The organism is Capnocytophaga sp. oral taxon 412 str. F0487, assembly GCF_000271925.1.
Taxonomy (GTDB): domain Bacteria; phylum Bacteroidota; class Bacteroidia; order Flavobacteriales; family Flavobacteriaceae; genus Capnocytophaga; species Capnocytophaga ochracea.
The window spans coordinates 1-20,438 of the sequence record NZ_AJZR01000027.1 but is presented as its reverse complement, the minus strand read 5'-3'; the positions used below and the strand labels follow the sequence as shown (position 1 = coordinate 20,438).

The 20,438-nt window shown below is 40.7% G+C and carries 18 protein-coding genes and 2 pseudogenes; 5 read left to right on the top strand and 15 right to left on the bottom strand.

All coding sequences use genetic code 11. The features are described from left to right. Nucleotides 1-2 precede the first annotated feature (2 nt). The 6 genes from HMPREF1321_RS04425 to HMPREF1321_RS04400 all read right to left on the bottom strand — a co-directional run bounded on the left by HMPREF1321_RS04425 (nt 3) and on the right by HMPREF1321_RS04400 (nt 5,895). Nucleotides 3-752 (bottom strand): helix-turn-helix domain-containing protein, encoded by a 750-nt coding sequence (locus HMPREF1321_RS04425; protein WP_198003456.1) that lies wholly within the window; start codon nt 750-752, stop codon nt 3-5. 155 nt (nt 753-907) lie between these two features. Further along, a complete protein-coding gene (locus HMPREF1321_RS04420) occupies nt 908-3,400 on the bottom strand; it encodes an excinuclease ABC subunit A (protein ID WP_009421558.1) in 2,493 nt (830 codons plus the stop codon). An 8-nt stretch (nt 3,401-3,408) separates the two neighbouring features. After that, on the bottom strand, nt 3,409-3,765 hold the full coding sequence (locus tag HMPREF1321_RS04415; protein ID WP_009421543.1) for an MmcQ/YjbR family DNA-binding protein: 357 nt from the start codon (nt 3,763-3,765) through the stop codon (nt 3,409-3,411). 57 nt (nt 3,766-3,822) lie between these two features. Continuing rightward, nucleotides 3,823-4,317 carry a 3'-5' exonuclease gene (locus HMPREF1321_RS04410; RefSeq protein ID WP_009421545.1) on the bottom strand — a complete coding sequence of 165 codons (495 nt, stop codon included), beginning with the start codon at nt 4,315-4,317 and terminating at the stop codon, nt 3,823-3,825. A 44-nt stretch (nt 4,318-4,361) separates the two neighbouring features. Further along, entirely contained in the window at nt 4,362-5,180 is an 819-nt protein-coding gene (locus tag HMPREF1321_RS04405; protein ID WP_034575699.1) for an alpha/beta hydrolase, read from the bottom strand. 82 nt (nt 5,181-5,262) lie between these two features. Beyond that, a complete protein-coding gene (locus tag HMPREF1321_RS04400) occupies nt 5,263-5,895 on the bottom strand; it encodes an NAD(P)H-binding protein (protein ID WP_009421555.1) in 633 nt (210 codons plus the stop codon). Between the two features lie 99 nt (nt 5,896-5,994). Here HMPREF1321_RS04400 and HMPREF1321_RS04395 point away from each other — a divergent pair. Continuing rightward, nucleotides 5,995-7,569: pseudogene (locus HMPREF1321_RS04395) on the top strand (Na+/H+ antiporter). Nucleotides 7,570-7,644: 75 nt separating this feature from the next. Here the strand turns inward: HMPREF1321_RS04395 and HMPREF1321_RS04390 are convergent. Beyond that, the gene (locus tag HMPREF1321_RS04390) at nt 7,645-7,992 is read right to left on the bottom strand and encodes a hypothetical protein (protein WP_034575697.1); all 348 of its coding nucleotides are present in this window, start codon (nt 7,990-7,992) and stop codon (nt 7,645-7,647) included. 574 nt (nt 7,993-8,566) lie between these two features. Continuing rightward, a complete protein-coding gene (locus HMPREF1321_RS04385) occupies nt 8,567-9,151 on the bottom strand; it encodes an NUDIX hydrolase (protein ID WP_009421541.1) in 585 nt (194 codons plus the stop codon). A 5-nt stretch (nt 9,152-9,156) separates the two neighbouring features. Between HMPREF1321_RS04385 and pyrE the strand changes: the two genes are divergently transcribed. Together pyrE and HMPREF1321_RS04375 are read left to right on the top strand one after the other, a co-directional pair. After that, nucleotides 9,157-9,798: an orotate phosphoribosyltransferase gene (pyrE, locus tag HMPREF1321_RS04380; RefSeq protein ID WP_009421551.1), complete on the top strand. Its 642-nt coding sequence runs from the start codon at nt 9,157-9,159 to the stop codon at nt 9,796-9,798. Nucleotides 9,799-9,816: 18 nt separating this feature from the next. Beyond that, nucleotides 9,817-10,536, top strand: a complete 720-nt coding sequence (locus HMPREF1321_RS04375; RefSeq protein ID WP_002671321.1) for a carboxypeptidase-like regulatory domain-containing protein — start codon at nt 9,817-9,819, stop codon at nt 10,534-10,536. 50 nt (nt 10,537-10,586) lie between these two features. Here HMPREF1321_RS04375 and ftsH read toward each other — a convergent pair whose 3' ends face one another. From ftsH to HMPREF1321_RS04340, 7 genes are all read right to left on the bottom strand, one after another. After that, nucleotides 10,587-12,545 carry an ATP-dependent zinc metalloprotease FtsH gene (gene ftsH, locus HMPREF1321_RS04370; RefSeq protein WP_009421535.1) on the bottom strand — a complete coding sequence of 653 codons (1,959 nt, stop codon included), beginning with the start codon at nt 12,543-12,545 and terminating at the stop codon, nt 10,587-10,589. A gap of 4 nt (nt 12,546-12,549) precedes the next feature. Beyond that, entirely contained in the window at nt 12,550-12,921 is a 372-nt protein-coding gene (rsfS, locus tag HMPREF1321_RS04365) for a ribosome silencing factor (RefSeq protein ID WP_009421553.1), read from the bottom strand. A gap of 386 nt (nt 12,922-13,307) precedes the next feature. Then, on the bottom strand, nt 13,308-15,173 hold the full coding sequence (locus HMPREF1321_RS04360) for a hypothetical protein (RefSeq protein ID WP_009421532.1): 1,866 nt from the start codon (nt 15,171-15,173) through the stop codon (nt 13,308-13,310). Next, nucleotides 15,170-15,604, bottom strand: a complete 435-nt coding sequence (locus HMPREF1321_RS04355) for a nucleoside deaminase (protein WP_034575694.1) — start codon at nt 15,602-15,604, stop codon at nt 15,170-15,172. The genes HMPREF1321_RS04360 and HMPREF1321_RS04355 overlap by 4 nt, the downstream gene beginning before the upstream one ends. A gap of 72 nt (nt 15,605-15,676) precedes the next feature. Next, nucleotides 15,677-16,072 carry a DUF937 domain-containing protein gene (locus HMPREF1321_RS04350; RefSeq protein WP_009421557.1) on the bottom strand — a complete coding sequence of 132 codons (396 nt, stop codon included), beginning with the start codon at nt 16,070-16,072 and terminating at the stop codon, nt 15,677-15,679. A 7-nt stretch (nt 16,073-16,079) separates the two neighbouring features. Then, nucleotides 16,080-17,039, bottom strand: coding sequence for a D-2-hydroxyacid dehydrogenase (locus HMPREF1321_RS04345; RefSeq protein WP_009421560.1), 960 nt, complete (start codon nt 17,037-17,039; stop codon nt 16,080-16,082). 50 nt (nt 17,040-17,089) lie between these two features. After that, nucleotides 17,090-17,773 carry a cell division ATP-binding protein FtsE gene (locus tag HMPREF1321_RS04340; RefSeq protein ID WP_009419397.1) on the bottom strand — a complete coding sequence of 228 codons (684 nt, stop codon included), beginning with the start codon at nt 17,771-17,773 and terminating at the stop codon, nt 17,090-17,092. 667 nt (nt 17,774-18,440) lie between these two features. Here HMPREF1321_RS04340 and HMPREF1321_RS04335 point away from each other — a divergent pair. Together HMPREF1321_RS04335 and HMPREF1321_RS04330 are read left to right on the top strand one after the other, a co-directional pair. Next, nucleotides 18,441-19,970: a hypothetical protein gene (locus tag HMPREF1321_RS04335; RefSeq protein WP_009421570.1), complete on the top strand. Its 1,530-nt coding sequence runs from the start codon at nt 18,441-18,443 to the stop codon at nt 19,968-19,970. A gap of 3 nt (nt 19,971-19,973) precedes the next feature. Further along, a pseudogene (locus HMPREF1321_RS04330) lies at nt 19,974-20,438 on the top strand (hypothetical protein); the annotation flags it as partial.

The following is a 20,438-nucleotide window of genomic DNA, read 5'->3' as shown; positions in this document are numbered from 1 at the left end:
CTTCAGCCTAACACCTTACTCGGCGTATCGCCATAGAATGTTTTAAACGATTTGATAAAGTGGGCTTGATCGTAATAAGTGTCTAAAAAAGAATGGTTGTGATAGGCTTTTACACTTAGTATATGTTGGAAGCGTACAATATTGCTAAAAGTCTTAGGACTATCACCTATGTAGTAGTCGAAAAGGCGGCGCAACTGTCGAGCACTGATACCGGTATCCAACTCATTGATTTGTATGCTACCTTTGCTCTGTAATATCTGCAAAAGTGCCGAGAAAAAGCGGTTGTCCATCTGCAAAGGGCGTTGTGATAGGTGACGGAGAAAATAGTTGTCCAAGCGTTGTGCAATGGTAGCTAACGAAAGAGGAGTTTCCAACTGCTGAGCGATAAAAGTAGCCAAAGCGGGAACTACCTCGCGCAAGGGAATTTCTTGTGCGCTGATTTCAAAAGCATCTTGACCAAAAAGCAGCGGAAAAGCACTGGGCAGAAAGCGTACCCCTACATAGTGGAAAGCCCCCGTTATAGGAAACTCTATGTATGTATTGCAATACCCCATAAGGGAACTCATCTGTGGGTTGTTGCACTCAAAAAATAGGTCTATACAACCATCGGCAACTACTCGGTAGCAAAAAGGCGTGTTACGCGGAGGTGATTTCAGTTCCCAATAGCAATAGATAAACGAGCGCAAAGCCTCACACGGAAGAAACTCGGTATAGGTAACCTCTTTTTCTTCTGTAGGAATAACCGATTGCATAGGGTGATAATAGGGGTGAAGTGATAACACGTTGTTTGCTATTGATGAAGGGCAAAGATAGAAATAATTAGCCAATTAGCAAATGTGTTAATTATAATAAAAATCCCGCTGGTAGGCTTTGCCTACCAGCGGGGATTTTTATAATTTTACTAGGTTTATAGATATTTTCCTGTAATACTATTGGCATTATTCTTTACTGATTGAGGGGTGCCTTGTGCTACGATTCTTCCGCCTGCGGCACCGCCACCGGGACCCATATCGATAATATAATGAGCATTGCGAATGACGTCTAAATCGTGTTCAATCACTATCACGGTAGCTCCTAAGCTAAGGAGGCTCTGAAAAACACCGAGCAGCACACGTACATCTTGCGGGTGTAGCCCTATGGTGGGTTCATCAAATACGAAAACGGTATCGCTCTGTCCTTTACCCATTTCGCTGGCTAACTTAAGGCGTTGGGCTTCTCCGCCTGAAAGCCCTGGGGTATCTTCGCCAAGCGACAAATAGCCTAATCCTAACTGTTGTAACACTTGTAGTTTTTGATTTACTAACTTCAAATCGGTAGTTACCTCTATTACTTGGTCTATACTCATACTCATCAGCTGGGGTAGACTGTATTTTTCGCCATTCTTGGCGGTGCGAAATACTTTATAGGCTTCGCGCTTGTACCTGCTCCCTTTGCAATCAGGGCACACAATATCAACATCGGGGAGGAACTGCACATCTAAGGATATTTGCCCTGTGCCGTCGCAGATAGGGCAACGGAGGTCGCCTGTATTGTAGGAGAAGTCGCCTGCCTTATAGCCGCACTGTTTGGCATCGAGGGTTTTGGCGTAAATCTTACGGAGTTCGTCGTGAATACCGGCATAGGTAGCTACCGTAGAGCGAACATTGATACCTATAGGGGTAGCATCGATGAGCTTTACCTGACGAATACCTTCTGCTTTTACCGATTTGATGTGCTGAGGTAATTTCTTCCCCATAGCGTTTGCCTCTAAAGCGGGAATTAGGCTCTCTAACACTAAAGTAGTTTTGCCTGAGCCCGAAACCCCTGTAACTACTGTAAGTCTCCCCTTTGGAATTTCCACTTCTAAAGGGTGTACGGTGTGTATAGCATCGGTAGAGAGGTGTATGTTTCCCATAGAAAAGAGTTCGTTTTTTGGGAGTTCTGCTGGCAGTTTGCTCTCTTGCGATAAGTAAGGTGCTATTACCGATTCCTTATTTTGTGTTATTTCATCTACCGTTCCTTGTGCGATGACGGTTCCGCCATTAGTCCCTGCGCCTTTGCCCATTTCTACAATCTCATCGGCGTGAGTAAGTACTTGGGTATCGTGGTCTACCAATATCACCGAATTGCCGTCGGCTATGAGGTCGTCCATCACCCCTGTTAAGCCTTTGAGGTTGTGAGGGTGTAGCCCGATAGAGGGTTCGTCTAACACATAGAGCACCCCAGTAGTGCGGTTGCGTACAGCGCGTGCAAGCTGTACGCGCTGGCGTTCGCCAGTGGAAAGGGTAGCTGCTGCACGGTCTAAGGAGAGGTATCCCAAGCCTAAATCGATGAGGCGGTGGGCGGTATCGGTAAAGGCTTCGCAGATGTTTTTAGCCATTGGGCGCATAGCTTCTTCTAATGAATCGGGGACGCCTGCTACCCAAACCATTAACTCATCGAGCGTCATAGCCGTAGCTTGGTCTAAGCCAATGCCCCTAAGGCGTGGGGCACGTGCCGCTGGAGAAAGCCTTGTGCCGTGGCAGTCGTGGCAAACGTCTTCTTTTAGGAACTTCTCGAGGCGTTTCATTCCGCTATCGTCTTTTACCTTAGCCAAAGCGTTTTGTACGCTATACACAGCACTGTAGTAAGTAAAATCCATTTCGGCAGTTTGTCCTGTTTTGGGGTTTAGGTAGAATATATGTTTCTTTTCAGCAGGCCCGTGGTAGACTATTTCTTTTTCTTCGGGGGTTAAATCCTTGAAAGGCACATCAGTACGCACGCCCATTTCGCGGCATACATCTTTCATAAGCGACCACATCAGGGTACCCCATACCACCACTGCCCCCTCATCAATAGTGAGGTTTTCATCGGGGACTAACTTGTTTTCGTCAACCATTCTGACGGTTCCTATTCCGCCACAGGTAGGGCAAGCACCACGACTGTTGAAAGCCAAATCTTCAGCTCCAGGTCCGTAGAAATGTTCGTGGCACTCGGGGCAGGTGATTTCTTGCATAGCTGCTACAGCAAACGAAGGTTTTACATAGTGTCCGTTAGGACAACAGTGATTGGCAAGCCTTGAGAACATCAGGCGGAGGCTGTTCAGCAATTCGGTCATTGTGCCGAAAGTACTGCGGATACCAGGTACCGTAGGGCGTTGGTGCAGTGCTAAGGAGGCTGGCACGTAGCGCACGTCGTCTACCTCAGCGCGTTCGGCTTGCGTCATTCGTCGCCTTGTGTAGGTGGAAAGCGATTCTAAGTATCTTCGTGAGCCTTCGGCATAGAGAACTCCTAAGGCAAGAGATGATTTGCCTGAGCCCGATACGCCGGCAATCCCTACAATCTTATTGAGGGGGATATCGACGTCTATATTCCTGAGGTTATGTACTTTAGCCCCTCGAACTTCAATATTTTTGGGGCGTTTAGGGTTTTCTTTTTTCATAGTTGTCATTATTTTACTAATTTGTTTTTCTGTGAAGAAGCTACTAAATCATACGATTGTTTTACATAAGCCTTGATTTTATCATCGGGCATATCCTCATTGAAACGGATACCCACCCAATATTTTTTGCTTAGGTTAAAAGGGTCTTCTACTGCTTGATAATTTGCTTTGAGTTGTTCTATCTCATCGGGGTTGCATTTGAGCGTGCATTTGTCAAACTTATTGATATCAAAGAAGCAAAACATCTTTGTACCCACATAAAAAACTAAGATTGAATCAGCATTTTTAAAGAACCCCGAAAAGGGTATTTTCTCATACGTATCAAGCAGGGATAGGCAAAAGTCTCTAAATTCTTCTATATTCATAGTGTGAGCCCCACGGGCAGTTTAGGGTTTATAATTGACATTAGTTTTTTTAAGGTCTCACTTGAAAAGTTCTAAAGCGATATGTGCACAAGCCTCGGCATCGGCTAAGGCGTGGTGATGTTGCTTTAAATCAAACCCAAAATAAGCGGATACAGTGTCTAACTTGTGATTCACAAGCTGAGGGAGGAGTTTACGCGCTTTTCGGCAGGTGCAAAAGAAAGGATTAGTATGCTGTGGAAGCTTGTAATAAGCTAATACAGCCCGCAAACAGCCTTCATCAAACATACTATTGTGAGCTACAAGGGGTAAATCTTCTATTTTTGGCAATATTTCTGCCCATACTTCGGGGAAGAGCGGTGCATTTTCGGTGTCGCGCTGCGAAATACCGTGTATTTGGGTGTTAAAATAACTATAAAAGTCTGGTGCAGGTTTAATCAGTTGGTAATAAGTATCGACAATCTCGTTGTTTTCTACAAAAACGAGTCCGATACTGCATACGCTACTGCGGTATTGGTTGGCGGTTTCAAAGTCTAAGGCTGCGAAAGTGTTCATTTTATTCAGGTAACAAGTAAAGTCAGTGTTATATCGAACTCACGTTATTTAAGTTGTTTTTTCATCCATTGACTTACCTCGGTGGCGGGGATATCTTCTTGGTTAGAGAAAACGTGGTTGGCTTTTGGAGTGATTGTTAATTCGGCGTTTTTGTAGAAATACAAAAGATATTCACTATACGAGTAAGGTACAGCTCTATCACCTGTTCCGTGAATGATTTTTACCTTTCCTTTGTAACGCTTAGCGGCTTCAAAAGGCTTTATGCGTTGCCCTGAAAGAATATAGTCCTTGCTTACGGTAATTTTGCCTGAGAAGAGGCTCACCTTATCGGGGACATTTAGGGGGTCGAAAGTAGTGCCAAAAAAAGACCCTTGTAACATATTATCGTGAATGATAACTGCTGGAGCTAGCATTGCCACTGCCTTGATTTTACTCTTGCCGAGTTCTGAACTGAGCAATATTGAGATCAGCCCTCCTTGTAAATGACCATAGATGCCTATTTTACTCACAAAAGGCAGTTGTTCAACATACTGAACAATACGGCGCGCATCTTCTAATTCGTTATCGAGGCTCATTTTCTCGAAGTCGCCATCGCTTTTCCCGTATCCGTTGAAGTCGAAATGTACAGAAGCAATACCTTCTTTGGCAAGGGTTTCGGCTATAGTGATATTTATTTTCTCGTTGATATTTCCAGTAAAACCGTGAAACATAATCACCACGGGGATTTTCTTTTGGTTAAAATTGTCGGGAGTAGTAAGCACCTCTCGGAGTTTGCCTACGGCTCCTTGTATTTCTATGGGTTCTATTTTAGCATTGACTACTATAGATGTCATAAGGAATAATGAAATTAGTATTCTTTTCATCTTTCTATTTGTAAATTTAGGAGACAAAGATACAACAAATTAGCTAATTGACTAATTAGTTGTCATTTATTATTGATCTCTATCAAAAGATTTTATCAAGAGTAAAAGTATGTATACCCTTATTCGCAGTAGCAACTTCTTTACGTATTCTCTCAGCAAGAACAGCTGTTGGCATAGGGCGGTAACGTTTGAAGAGTCCTATTTTGTTGAGGAAATGAATAGCTTTTACTGAGAAGTTCTCAGCGCCCCTATCGCTATTAGAGCGGATGAGTACAGAAGGCTGGAAGATAAGCAGGCTTGGGAAACCAAGCGCTTTCACAGCGTCTTCTAACTGTCCTTTCATACGGTTGTAGAACAATTTAGATTGCGCCTTAGCCCCTGCTGCCGATACCAGCACAAAGGTCGACACTCCGTTATTCTTGCAATGCTCAGCAAAAGCGTACTGATAGTCATAATCTACCCGCCATTGAGCATCTTTGCTGCCTGCCACGGCTAAGGTAGTTCCCAAACAAGAAAAAGCCACATCGCCGTGCAGCAAATCTGCCCACGCCTCGGGAGTCTCGAAATTGACTACGTGAGCGTGTAGCTTGGGGTGACTGATACTCATAGGCTTACGCACAAAACTATGTATTTCGCTAAAAGCCTCATCTTCTAACAGCTTAGCTAATAAATCTTTTCCGGTAGCGCCCGTAGCGCCAATAATAAGTCCTTTCATAATAATTAATTTATTAGTGCAAAGATACAAAAAAAATACTTATCAATTATGATTAAAAAGTATTTTTTACTATTTTTGTCGCCTCATATTGATAAAACTATGGTACAATATTTCCCTTACTTATTACTTTTGATGGTGGCTATTATGCTGCTTATAATGCTGGCTAACCGACTTAAAGTGGCATATCCTATTCTCTTGGTTTTAGGAGGATTGGCAATTAGCTTTATTCCCAATGTCCCAACCATTACACTGAATCCTGATTTGGTACTTATCATTTTCTTACCGCCTCTTCTGTATGCCGATGTTTTTTCGCTATCACTGAAAGAGATGTGGAAGTGGCGCCGCATTATCTTTAGCTTTGCCTTTATAGTAGTTTTTATCACAGCCGCTGCGGTGGCGTGGGTAGCCAATATGGTATTCCCTGGGTTTTCATTGGCGTTAGGTTTTCTTTTGGGGGGCGTGATAGGCTCTACCGATGCGGTGAGTGCTTCAACGATAATGAAGTTTGTAAAGGTACCCAAACGCATTTCAACCATCATAGAAAGTGAAAGTTTGCTGAACGATGCTTCTTCACTAATAGTTTTTAGGTTTGCCGCTTTGGTAGTAACTACCGGTCAGCTGGTATGGACGGATATAGCGCTAAATTTCCTTTGGGTAGCTATTGGCGGAACGCTTATAGGCTTGGCAGTAGCGTGGGTGATGCGCAAGCTACACAAATTTCTCCCTACCGATGCTAATATGGATATTATCCTTACCCTTATTGTTCCTTATATAATGTATATTGTAGCTAACGAGGTAGGGGCGTCCGGAGTGTTGGCAGTAGTGGCTGGAGGTATGTATATGTCGTTCCACCTTACTAGTATTCTTGCTGCCTCCACAAGCAACAAAGGGTGAGCGGTATGGGATATTTTAGGTTTTGTACTGAACGGACTTGCCTTTATGCTGATAGGACTTGCTTTGCCTGAAGTGCTGATAGGTATAGAAGCCGAAGGTATGAGTCTTGCCACTGCTACCAACTACGGACTGCTCATCACAGGGGTAGTGGTAGGGGTACGACTGCTATCATCTTATGGGGCAGTACTCATTACCCAAATAATGAAACACTTTATCACAGTAGCCGACAGGCGGAACCCTGGCTTTCGGTTACCTTTGGTACTGGGTTGGGCAGGAATGCGCGGGGTGCTTTCACTAGCGGTAGCCCTTTCTATTCCTCTAACTTTAGAGAACGGCGAGCCTTTTCCGCATCGCAGCCTGATTCTCTACATTACTTTTATAGTGATATTAGCAACCCTACTCGTACAAGGGCTTAGTTTGCCAGCGCTTATCCGATGGGCTAAATTCCCTGATTATGAAGACCATATTCCTGAAGCTGAAGCCGAAAGTCTTATTCGTAAATCATTAGCGCAAGCGGCTTTAGATTATATGCAAAAGCATTACAAAGAAGGAATAAACGATAGTCTTCTATTACAGAATCAGAAAGATATATGGCAATACCAACTCGATTTGTCGAAGAGCAATACTACTCCTGAAGAGCGAAAGAAATACGTTGCTATTTTGCATCATCAGCGGGAGATATTACAACAACTGAATAAGAACCCACGTATTGATGAGGAGCAAATACGCAATTTCCACCGACAGTTGAATTTAGAAGAAGAAAAATGGGAAATGAATTAGTTAATTTGCCGATTTGCCAATTTGTCTTGTAGGTGCGAGCGTCTCGCTCGTGCCCTCAGAACATATTGTTTTATATTAATCAGTTTCTTTTTCGTATTTGCCTCCGTGAAAGTATTCGTAAGCACTCACTTCCAATTCCCCGCAATCAGAAATAAGGCACCCTTCTTCATCGTATATACTATAAACTTGCTGAATGTTGCCTATGGGGCATTCACCGTCTAAGCCTAATAGCACGCTGTAAAACACATCGTTTAACAACAGGTCAATCACTTCTTCTAATTGTTCTTTTTGAGTACTGCTCAGTGCCATTTTTTTTATTTTGGTATTTACAGCTGAAGGATAGTCTGGTTGTACCTGAAAGCACGACTTTAAAAACTCTAGCTTTTCAATATAAAAATTCTTTGCAAATTCGTCTGAGGTCATAATGTTAATTTGTTAATTAGCTGATATGTCTATTTGCTCGGTTTCTCCAAAAATGTATTTAGCAAAGTGTTGTTGTAAAGTCATAAAAATTGATTAATAGAATTAAATGACGCAAAGATACCAAAATTGTGTGTGATGTTATTATTATACCATATAGAAATTGTCTTTTACTCTTAGCTGTTGGTAGTCTTATTCCGCACTTTACGGAAAAAGAATTGGTTACCGACTTTTCCCGAAAAGCCTTTTGTTAGGGAGTCGTTCTTTGTTTTCGCCATAGTTTTCTTAGAGTTTAGAGGTCAGGTTTTAGGAATTAGATTAGTGATACAAAGGTAAGGATAAATTTTCAATTAACCATTAACAATTAACCGTTTGATATAGTGATTGTATTCCAGTGGTATTTGCTATAACTTCGCTTAGTGTTCTGGGTAGAGCCACTGTAGAGCCACTGTAGAGCCACTGTAGAGCCACTGTAGAGCCACTGTAGAGCCACTGAAGATTCAATGTAGCTTCGGTATAGGTAGTAATAAAAAGGCACAAGCGTTTTGCTCGCGCCAACTTGTGGAGAGATTCTTTGCTAATTGAATAGCTTCTGAATATTCTTATACGAATCCTTCACCAATTCTTGTACCTCTGCCTCGTCTTTCCAACACGCTTTTTCTATATCTTCTTCGGTTTGAGGTACCAATTTCTTCTTAAAGGTAGTAGTCATATCATACCAATAGGTCTCTTTCAAAAAATATTGTCCATCGCGTTTGAATATGTGATAAGTAATCATTCGGAAGCGCTGGATAAGCAGTTTTTTAACACCTGTTTCTTCCTCTACCTCACGCAAAGCACAAGTAGCGATATTTTCGCCCTTTTCTTTCTTTCCTTTGGGCAAATCCCACTTGCCGTGACGCTTAATCATCAGTACTTTTCCATCCCGATTATACACAATGCCACCCCCTGCTTTTATGGTAGGAATAAGTTGCTTAAATTTCTTCATAAGTTTTTCTTCCTTAGGGTGATATAAGTAGATTTTTTCTACCTCTTTTCGCTTGAGTTCCTCCAAGATAACATCAAGAGTAACATCTTTTATTGGAAAACATTTGACGTTCTCAATATTTTCTCGTACATTTGTCAAAATAATCGACTTTTCGTCTAAAAATATTTCATACATAACCTATGATTTTAGATAGTATTACGGCACAAAATACCGCTGAATTTTTATTGCAAATTAACGCAATTAAATTGAATTCTGAAAATTATTTTACTTGGGCGAGCGGTTGGAAGTCACCAATTTATTGCGATAACCGTATAATTCTCTCATTTCCAGAGATTCGTTCGTACTTTGCAAGTGTACTGGCAAGAGGTGTAAAAGAGAAGTTTCCCGAAGTACAAGTCATTGCAGGGGTAGCTACGGGGGCTATTGGCATTGGTATGTTGGTAGCTAATGCACTCCAATTGCCTTTCGTGTATGTGCGTCCTGAACCTAAAAAACACGGCAGACAAAACCAAATTGAAGGTTTTTTGCGCCCTGAACAAAAGGTAGTAGTGGTAGAAGACCTGATAAGTACCGGAATGAGTAGCCTTAATGCGGTAAAAGCCCTACGCGATAGTGGTGCTGAGGTATTGGGAATGATAGCCCTTTTCTCTTACAATTTTGATGTAGCCAATAAGCGTTTTTTCGAGGAAAAGGTACCGCTTTACACTGCTGGCGATTACGACAGTCTATTAGAAAAAGCCTTACTTTTTGGTCGTATCAAAAAAGAAGATTTAGAGATGCTCCAGCAATGGCGCAAAAGTCCGGATACTTGGAAACAGTAAAATATTCATAGTAATTTTATGAAATATCTAACAATTATATGGTTGTTTTTTAGTGTAGGAGTCTTTGCACAAAAACAAGTGCGTGGTAGAGTGGTGCGTGATACAATACCTTTGTCAGGAGCGCACGTGATGAATCTTTATACCAATGCTGTTACTACTACTGATGCCAATGGTTATTTTACACTGAAAGCAAGTGAACGTAATACTTTGCAAATTACTTTTGTAGGAATGCAAACTGTTTATCGCACTCTTACAAAAGCTGATTTTGGTTTCGGAGGAGTTTTAATACAGATGAAAGAACAGGTCAATCAGCTTGATGAAGTTGAAGTATCAAAATATCAAGGGGTTTCTGCTCAAAGGTTAGGTATTTTACAGCATACTCCTGTAGAGCGTACTTTTGCTGAAAAACGGTTGTATAGTGCTACTCATAGTGCAGGAGGAAATTTATTAAGCATTGATTTACTCATTAATACTATAAGTGGACGAAAGAAGCTCTTAAAGAAAATTGTAGCTAATGAACAGAACTTAGCTGTCGCTAACTATATACGTGAAAATATGAAAGTCTTTCTACAAAAAGAACTCAAACTAAACGAAGAGGAAATAGACGTTTTAGCCTATTATGTAATGGAGAGAACCGAGTTCCACGATCTTGTAAGGAAGAAGGAAAATAAGCAAATGGAGTTTATGCTTATAGAAGCGTGGGGTGAGTACCAAAGATTAGCAAAAGCAGAAAAATAAAGAATAAAAAGATGTATCAAAGAGAGTTTGATACATCTTTTTTATTGTAATTACGATACAACTTCTGAGGATTTATCTTCTTCTTCCTCAATAATATCGTGTGGGTCTTTAAACTTGCGCTTACCAAAGATATTTTCAAGATCTTCGCGGAAGATTACTTCACGTTCTAAGAGCAAGTTTGCCAAAGTAGTAAGCTTATCCTTATTCTCGGTGAGAATATCAATAGCACGCTGATATTGTTCTTCTATAATCTTAGAAATCTCTTCATCTATTAGGTGCGCTGTTTTCTCACTATAAGGTTTGGTAAAACTATAATCGGCTTGGGCTGAATCGTAATAAGTAAGGTTACCTATCTTGTCATTAAGCCCATAAATGGTTACCATTGCACGCGCTTGTTTGGTTACCTTCTCAAGGTCGCTGAGAGCACCTGTAGAAATCTTATCGAATATCACTTTCTCTGCAGCTCTACCGCCAAGGGCAGCACACATTTCATCGAGTATCTGTTCAGTACGCACTATTTGGCGTTCTTCTGGCAAATACCAAGCTGCGCCTAACGACTGTCCGCGAGGCACGATAGTTACTTTTACAAGTGGTGCGGCGTGTTCTAAGAGCCAACTTACAGTAGCGTGACCTGCTTCGTGGAAGGCTATTGTCTTGCGTTCTTCGGGAGTAAGGATTTTAGTTTTCTTCTCCAAACCACCTACAATTCTATCCACTGCATCAAGGAATTCTTGTTTGCTTACCGCTGTTTTACCTTTACGTGCTGCAATAAGAGCTGCTTCATTACATACGTTAGCAATATCAGCGCCAGAGAATCCTGGGGTCTGTTTTGCTAAGAAGTCTATATCTAATGTTTCTGCTGTTTTGATAGGTCGCAAATGTACTTCAAATATCTGTTTGCGCTCATTTAAGTTAGGAAGCTCCACATAAATCTGACGGTCGAAACGTCCTGCGCGCATTAGTGCTTTATCGAGGATATCAGCGCGGTTAGTGGCTGCCAATACGATAACATTAGTATGTGAACCAAAACCGTCCATCTCGGTAAGGAGTTGGTTGAGAGTATTCTCACGCTCATCATTAGCTCCCGTCATTACATTTTTACCACGAGCACGACCTATAGCATCAATTTCATCAATAAAGATAATGCAAGGAGACTTTTCTTTAGCTTGCTTGAAAAGGTCGCGCACACGAGAGGCACCTACCCCTACGAACATCTCTACAAAGTCAGAACCAGAGAGTGAGAAGAAAGGTACTTGGGCTTCACCTGCTACAGCTTTCGCAAGAAGAGTTTTACCTGTACCAGGAGGACCTACTAATAGGGCTCCACGTGGTATTTTACCTCCTAATGAAGTGTATTTATCGGGGTTTTTGAGGAAGTCTACAATCTCTTGTACTTCTTCTTTTGCTCCCTCTAAGCCTGCTACATCTTGAAAAGTTACACGCGTTTCTTTCTTTTCATCGAATACACGCGCCTTAGATTTACCAATGCTGAAGATACCACCAGCTCCTCCGCCTCCTGCCATACGACGCATTACGTAAATCCATAAGCCTATGATGACTATAAAAGGCAAAATAGAGAACAGCAAATCGCCGAAGATGTTTTGCTGGGTTTTGTTCTCACGAGTAGTGCTGAGGTTGTTATCTTTTACAATTTGGTCGAATCGGTTTTCGAAATTACTCAAATCGCCTAATTCAAAACGGTATTGGGGTACGTCGCCTGCGTTAGCACCTTGCATAAAGGTATTTCCCGTAGGTTTTACCTCTTTGTGCTCTTCTTTTTTAAGAGCATCGGGGGTGAGATATACATTAGCTTCTTTATGGTTTAAGATGATGATTTTGGATACATCACCATTGCTAAGGTATTCCTCAAATTTAGATTGCGGAATCTCTTTGGGTTGTGACCAAAAACTGGCTCCTGAATAATAATTAAAACCTATAAGTATCAGCAGTAATATGGCATATAACCAATAGGCTGAAAAACGAGACCCGTTGCTTTTATTGTCCGACATATTTTTAATAGTTAGTTTCTAAGTTGATAATTTTAGCGTCTCCCCAAAGTCCTTCGAGGTCGTAATGCTCACGTATTTGTGTTTGGAAGATATGCACCACTACATCCACATAATCGATGAGTACCCACTCTGCATTAGCTTCACCTTCTACGTGCCACGGGTGTTGATGACCTTCGGCTTGACTCACTACCTTTTGGATAGCACCAGAGATAGCCGACACTTGGGTATTAGAAGACCCATTGCACAAAATAAAATAATCGCACACGGTATTCTCTACCTCGCGCAAATCCATAATGGTAATATCGGTTCCTTTTACTTTTTCTATACCAGCTATAATATTGCTAATAAGCTGATTTGATGATATTTCCTTATTCAATGTTCTTTATTTTTACAGTTTAAACTTGTTGTATCTCTCTTGAAAGCGCGCAAAGATAAAACATTCCTTTTAGAAAAGCAAAAACATTGCCATTATTCTTCTGTCAGTTAGTTTCAGACATTTTGTCACGTAGTTAAAAATGTGGAGGTGCGAGCCGCACGGGCAGGTGTGAGCCACACGAGCAGGTACGAGCCACACGGGCAGATGAACGAATGACGAACGATGGACGAACGATGGACGAAGGAAAGACGAAGGAAAGACGAACGATGAACGAACAATGAACGAAGAAAGAACGAACGATAAACGAAGAAAAGACGAACGATGAACGAAGGAAAGACGAACAATGAACGAACAATGAACGAAGAAATAACGAAGGTAAGGCGAAGTTACCTAAACGATACAATATTAGGCAAGCGTTGAGAAAAGCTGTGTAGCCTGAAATCGTCGTTGGTAACGCCTGTAAATTTGAAGATATTGTTACCTGTACCTGGGATATTAGGATAATACCCAAAGGAGAATTGTATGGCTCCAAAGGGAAAATAGTCGTTGGAGATATAAAAACCTATGGAAACCTTAGAGTATACTTCTGTTTTTAGAAAGGCAGTATTTTCCCTGCCTATAAAACCTACATCGGCTGAGAGAAACGGACTAAACCTAAAACCTATAAGCTGAAAAGGAGCATATACTTGCGTTTGTGAGGTGAGAATAAGTTTGCGTGTGCCGTATACTTCACGGCTACTGAAGCCCAAGATACCATTAGATTCATTTAAGTTGATCCTGTCTCGCTGGTATACATTTCGGTTAAAACCTACTACAAATGAGGAGCGCAAGAACTGACGAAAATGCCAATCGCCTATGTCGAACAATTTACTGAAATAGGTGCCTTCCCCTTTTAGCACAGTTTCTTTGTTCGTGCCGTCCTTGAAGAATGTGCCTACCTCAAAGTTGATAGAATGGTAACCACGCTTGGTATAGTTTGCCTCAGCAAAGCCTATACCGAGATAGGGCAAAGTAGCGTAGTTCTTCCGCAGTATCCCTGAGGTGAGAAACAAAGAGCGCCCTATGCCTACGTCCTCGATATCGCCGTTGCGAAATATATAGCGGTCTTTCACAAAGCCTGTACTATTGAGACTGAATTGAGTGAGATATAGGTTCTCGTTGCCGTAATATTGCTCGGGGTCTATCTCGGGGGAAGGTTTCTCGTAATAATTTATATTGCGAAAACGCCCAGCTATGATAAAGTTATTGATGCGCTTGTTTTCTACTTTTCTGAGGGGCTTTACCCAACTACCAAAAGCATCGAAGGTGCGTGTCATTAGGATAGGAATATAGATAGAGTCGCGATAACTAATGCCTTCGTCTTCATATCGGTATTCGTAATAACCTAAGCGCCCCGACCAGCGTGCCAAAGGTGAATACAGCGGTCGCTCTACCTGTATGCTCTTTGAAAAATAGTTCTCGTAATCGGAATAATAACCGGTTCGCACATTGATGTAAGTGTTTTTGATGTTCCTCACCACATAGTTAAAACCTTTGCCATTGTTCCCGATTCCTGAAAAGTATTGTTGATAGGTGAGCGAGAGTTCGTGTCCTATCCCAAAGAGATTTTGCTCGGTAAGTCGTGTCCAGCCTCTACTGCCTGCCAAGTCGCCGTCGACGTATATAGACCAGCTATCGAGCACATTCACTTGCACATCTACTGAATCGGAGGTTTGACTCACAGGGATAGCACACACTTGTGCCCTACGGATATACCGCTGATTGCGCAATACACGCTCGGTTTCACTCAGCAAAAGGGTATCTAAGGGCTTATCCTTTTTAAACAGAAGAAACTTGCGTACCGTACTTTCGCGGGTTTTCACGTGAAGTGCATTGCCAAAACGCTCCAAACGAGTGTTTGGTACTTTGCTTAAATCTCTTTCGTCAAACCCAAAAGGGTCTAAGGTAGTAATAACGATATTTCTAATGATTTTCCCTTGATAAGAAGGGGCTTTTTTAGGAGTAACGGTAGAGGTGCTTGTACCTTCGGATGTCTTTTCCTCAATTATAATAAAGTTATTGAGATTTTTAGTGAGCTTATATTTGCTAAAGAAGTTTTTGATTCTCTCATAAAATACTCTGTTTTTAGCTTCTCTTTCAGGTGAAATGCCTTCTAATAGCGAGTCTTTTACCTTTAAAGTATCTATTTCTTGAGAAAGAAGATAATTCATTCCCAAGAGAAAGAGAGCTATAAGAGTAAAGGTTTTTCTCATTTCCTTTTTTGCTGAAAGAACTGTTTTAACAAGGTTGTAGCTTCCTGGCTTAAAATGCCAGTAACTACTTCGGTTTTTGGGTGGAGTTTGCCCCCCATTACGCTGTAACCTCTATGGGTATCGGGGGCAGCATAGACCAAACGCGATAACTGACTCCAATACAAAGCACCTGCACACATTGCACAAGGCTCTAACGTGAGGTACATAGTGCAACCTGTGAGGTATTTACCTCCCAAATAATGAGCTGCCATAGTAATGGCTTGCATTTCGGCGTGTGCTGTCACATCGTTGAGGCGCTCGGTAAGGTTATGGGCTTTGGCGATAATTCTGTTATCAATGGTGATAATGGCTCCTACGGGAATCTCGTTTTCCTCGAAAGCTAATTGTGCTTCTTCTAAAGCCTTTTGCATAAAGTATTCGTCAGTATTCATTGAAATAAAAATTACTTTGGCAAAGTACAAAAACTTTGCCAAAGTAATGTTAAAAATACGGTTATAAGGTAATTATTTATTACCGCCAAAGAGGTTGCCAATACCTCCCATAATATCATCCATTACATTTCCGTCTTTGTTTTTGTCGAAGAAAGAGTTCATCATTTCACTGATGTTACCTCCTTTGCCTGAGAAAAAGTTGGATATCATTGGGGTTAAGTTTTGGAAAATTTTGCTTACATTATCCAATGAAACACCTGTTTTCTCACTGATAGTTTTTAAGGTAGACGATTGTCCGTCGCCAGTGAGTTTGTTTAAAATCTCACTACCTTCGGCATTGCCGAGCATCGATTTGAGTGAATCCATTACCGAGCTTACTTTATCGCTACCGATACCTGTTTTCTCGCTCAATCCTTTTACGAGTTGTTGAAGGTTATCACCTCCTAAAAAATCTAACATTCCTGCCATATAATAATTATTTAAATAAGGTTATAATTTGTGAGGCTAACTCAAAACCTATGCGGTTCTGAGCTTCGTTAGTAGCTGCCCCTATGTGTGGGGTAAGCGATACCTGAGGGTGCATTAACACTTGTATAGCGGGGTTGGGTTCGTTTTCAAATACATCTAAACCTGCGAAAGCTACTTTGCCACTATCTAAGGCTTCTATGAGGGCTACTTCATTTAAAGCGCCTCCACGTGCTAAATTGATGACTCCTACACCATCTTTCATCAAGGCAAACTCTTTTGCATCGAGTATATAACCTCCTTCTGCTGGGCTGTTGTTGAGAGTGATAAAATCAGCTTTTGCCAGTAGGTGTTCTTTTTCTACGGTTTTGATAGTGAAAGGCAAGGTTTGTCCGTCGAAAAAGTCGAGGGTTATTACTGCCTCAGTTACTTTGGGGTCGTAAGCCATTACGTTCATACCTAAACCGATAGCAATGCGAGCTACCGCTTGTCCGCTACGCCCGAACCCTATAATGCCTATGGTTTTACCACGCAATTCGGCGCCATTGTTATAGTTTTTTTTGAGTTCGTTAAACTGAGTGTCGCCTTCCAAAGGCATATTGCGGTTGGCATCGTGTAGAAAGCGTACGCCACTGAAAAGGTGAGCAAAAACGAGCTCGGCTACCGAATTAGCCGAAGAGGCTGGGGTATTAATCACGTGTAGGTTTTTGCTTTTGGCGTGTGCCACATCTATATTGTCCATTCCTACGCCTCCTCTACCGATGAGTTTGAGTGACGGACAGCTATCGATGATATCTTTTCGCACTTGTGTGGCTGAACGCACTAAGAGCACATCGATTGCGTGTTTGTTTATATAGTCTATCAATTGGTTTTGAGCTACCTTAGTAGTGATAACTTCAAAACCTTCTTTTTCTAACGCTTCTTTTCCTGAATCGGAAATTCCATCGTTTGCAAGTATCTTTATCGCCATTATATTAATTTAATTAGTAAATTAGTGAATTAGCAAATTGCCAATTTCAATTATACTCTTCTCTGTACAACCTCAAAGATGCGTTCGCCATCGCATTTTAGGGTTTTGGAAGGGAACTTGAGAATGAGGGCATAGTCGTGAGTTGCCATCAGTATGGTTCGTCCTGAGGCGTTGATTTCTTTGAGGACTTGCATTACTTCTACACTGGTCTCGGGGTCTAAGTTACCTGTAGGTTCATCGGCTAAGATGAGTTCGGGGTTGTTGAGCAAGGCACGTGCGATAGCTATGCGTTGTTGTTCGCCTCCTGATAGCTCGTGAGGGAACTTAAAACCTGTATTCTGCATTTTTACTTTTGCAAGTACCTCTTCTATGCGTTGTTGTATTTTTGCTTTATCAGTCCATCCGGTAGCTTTCAGCACAAAAGCCAGATTATCGTGCACGCTTCTATCGGTAAGCAGTTTGAAATCTTGGAATACGACTCCTAGTTTACGGCGGAGCAGAGGGATTTCATCTTCGGTGAGTTTATTTAGGTTGAAACCTACGACTTTTCCTTTTCCTTTGGTAAGGGGTAAATCGCCGTAGAGCAACTTGATTAAGCTACTCTTTCCTGACCCTGTTTTGCCGATAAGGTACACTAATTCACCTTTTCCAATGGTGAGATTTACATTGGAGAGAATGAGGGTATTCTTTTGATATACTGATACTTCTTTTAAATCTAATACTGGTTCTTCCATTGATATAAGTTCAGTAAGGCAACTATTTTACCTTACAAAATTCCTGCAAAGGTAGAAAAAATATTTGTATGATGGAAATTTTTTGGAGAAAAAGTGAAAAAAGGAAGTAAAATAGAAAATAGCCGTAGCGCAGTAGGCGCTCGTAATACGGAAATGAGAGAATGAGGAAATGTGAGAATTAGAGAATGAGGAAATGTGAGAATGACGAATGACAAAAGCCCCCGAACCCCCGAAGGGGGACAAGCTCTAAAAAATGACGACACATATCAGTTTGACAATCAAGGTTTATTTGAAACTAAAGGAATGCGAGTTGCACGGGCAGGGGAAATGGGAGAATTAGAAAATGAGAGAATGTGAGAATTAGAAAATGTAAGTTTATTTGGAATTCTCGGAGAGAGAAATAAGTTAAATTTACAGATTGTAGAGGGTTAAAATGTGTTAAATATTATAGTTTATGTTATTGAAAAAAATACAATGATTTGACTTAAACTTTGAGTTTTCAGCAATGTTTGGACAAAATGATTAAGAAAAAAATGTTAAAATGAAGGATTTACCCTATTTTTCAGCAAAGTTTGAAGGAAGAACGAAATGTTAAAATTTACTTTTGCCTATTGACTTTTAAAGAAAAACATTATACTTTTGGCACAAAAATAAAAATAAATAAACAATGAGAAAAAGAACTTTCAAATTTGGAATGCTGGCATTGGTAGCCCTTGCGCTTACTTATTGCCAACGTGAAGATACCCCTGAGGCACCACAACAAGACCCTGTTCCTACCGTAGACCCACAAGCGGTGGTGAGCTTAAACGAAGCTAAGAGCCTTTTTGAGGCTTCGGAAAACCAGAAACGCACTGCTAACAGTGTGAGCCGTAGCAAGCGACCGCTTATTGAATTAGAGACCGATTGGCGGTATTTTGAGCAAACACAAACACTTGTTGGTGATGCTTATTCTAAAATACCGGTAACCATAGTAGGAAGTGATTTGAGTGCCGAAATGCTTTTTTTGAAGAAAGATGGCGTTATCGAACAAAACCTTTTTATTACTAAGATAGATAGCCTTACAAGCGATAACCGCATTGTAAATGCCGACTTCTACTTGTTTACTCCAAAAGGAGAATTTATTTCTGCCTACCGAATGAAAGAGGGCGTTATTACCCACGAGTTGGTACCTAAATACAAAGGAAGGTATAGACTTGTAGTGAATGCAGAGGCAGCACAGGCAGGAAAAAGTAATGATGGTGATCATATATTAAAAATGGAATGCGATTGTGATACGGAATATTTTGATGACGATTGCGAATGTATTGAAAAAGGAGGAGGCGGAGGCCCTAAACCTATTCCATTAGATGAGGTAACGGTTTATGGAAAACGTAAAAAACGTATTGATAATTCTCACACCCCTTACCCGTCTTACACTCCTTATACACCCAATAATAATAATGGCTTTCCCAACCCTGATTCTAGAGGAAGTTATCATCCTTATAAAGGAATAGAGGGCTCACATAAAGGTGGTAGTAGTAGTGTGGGGGCAGGATTAATGCGCTCAGACGGAACTAAAGTAGAAGAGAAGGTAGATGACGATCTTACAAACCCTTGTGCTAAAGCTGTTTTAGAACAAGCTAAGACACTAAATAGTGAGATTTCTAACATTCTTGGAATGTTTGGTTCAGATGATAATTATAATATTAGGATTCATAATAAATCTTTTGCAACAGACCCTGAACATAAAGGAGATGTGGCTTATACTAAATCAAACGGAAGCATAGATAATTATAACAATCACACTTTGAACTGTGATATTTACTTGAATGATGATATTATAAGTAGTGCCTCACAAGAATATATTTTGGCTACTATTTATCACGAAGTAATACACGCTTATTTAAATGCTGAATCACAAATATTGGGGCAAGAAGCTTTTAATAAAAAGTACCCTTTTGTCAAACAGCAATATCTTTCCATAGGAGGTGAACCAGTAAGAAGATATGTGTTTTTAGATAGACACGAGAGATTTGCACCTTTTATAGAGAGTTTAGCACGGAGTATAATGTCTCTCCCTGGTACTAACATTTCATATGAAACAGCTATTGCTATGGCAAAAGCAGGAGTAGTAGAAGATATTTCATTATCAGAAAGAGAAAAATATTTGGATCAGCAACAGAAACTCGGTAAGAGTGGGATTCCTTGTAAACCATAAATTATGAAACAGTTAATTTTATATTTATCATTATTTTGTTCTTGGGCTATAGAAGCCCAAGAACAAAAATATATATTGTTAGATAGTTTAACCGCTAACTATCAAGTAAAGAAGTATACTCTTAATACTTCTCCTTATGGTCCTAAAAATACTATCGAAATATATAATGTATTTTCTCCATATTATGGTGCAAATAAAGGGATTGATTATATAATTTTGTTTTCTGTACTTCCTGACCTCAGTAGTAAAACGAATTGGGAAGTGATAGATTTTGAAAAGATAAAAGGCAATCTATTTCCTACTAAAAATATTTTTAGGAGAGCTGTTTATAAAGTATTTAGTCTTCCTCTCAAGAAAGAAGATGATATTAGTGGGGTGAGATTGGTAAAAAAGGTAAAAGACAAGTATTATGTAGGCAAAATTATTAGAGTAGATGACTTTTATTGTATAGAGGTGCCTCGTGAGATT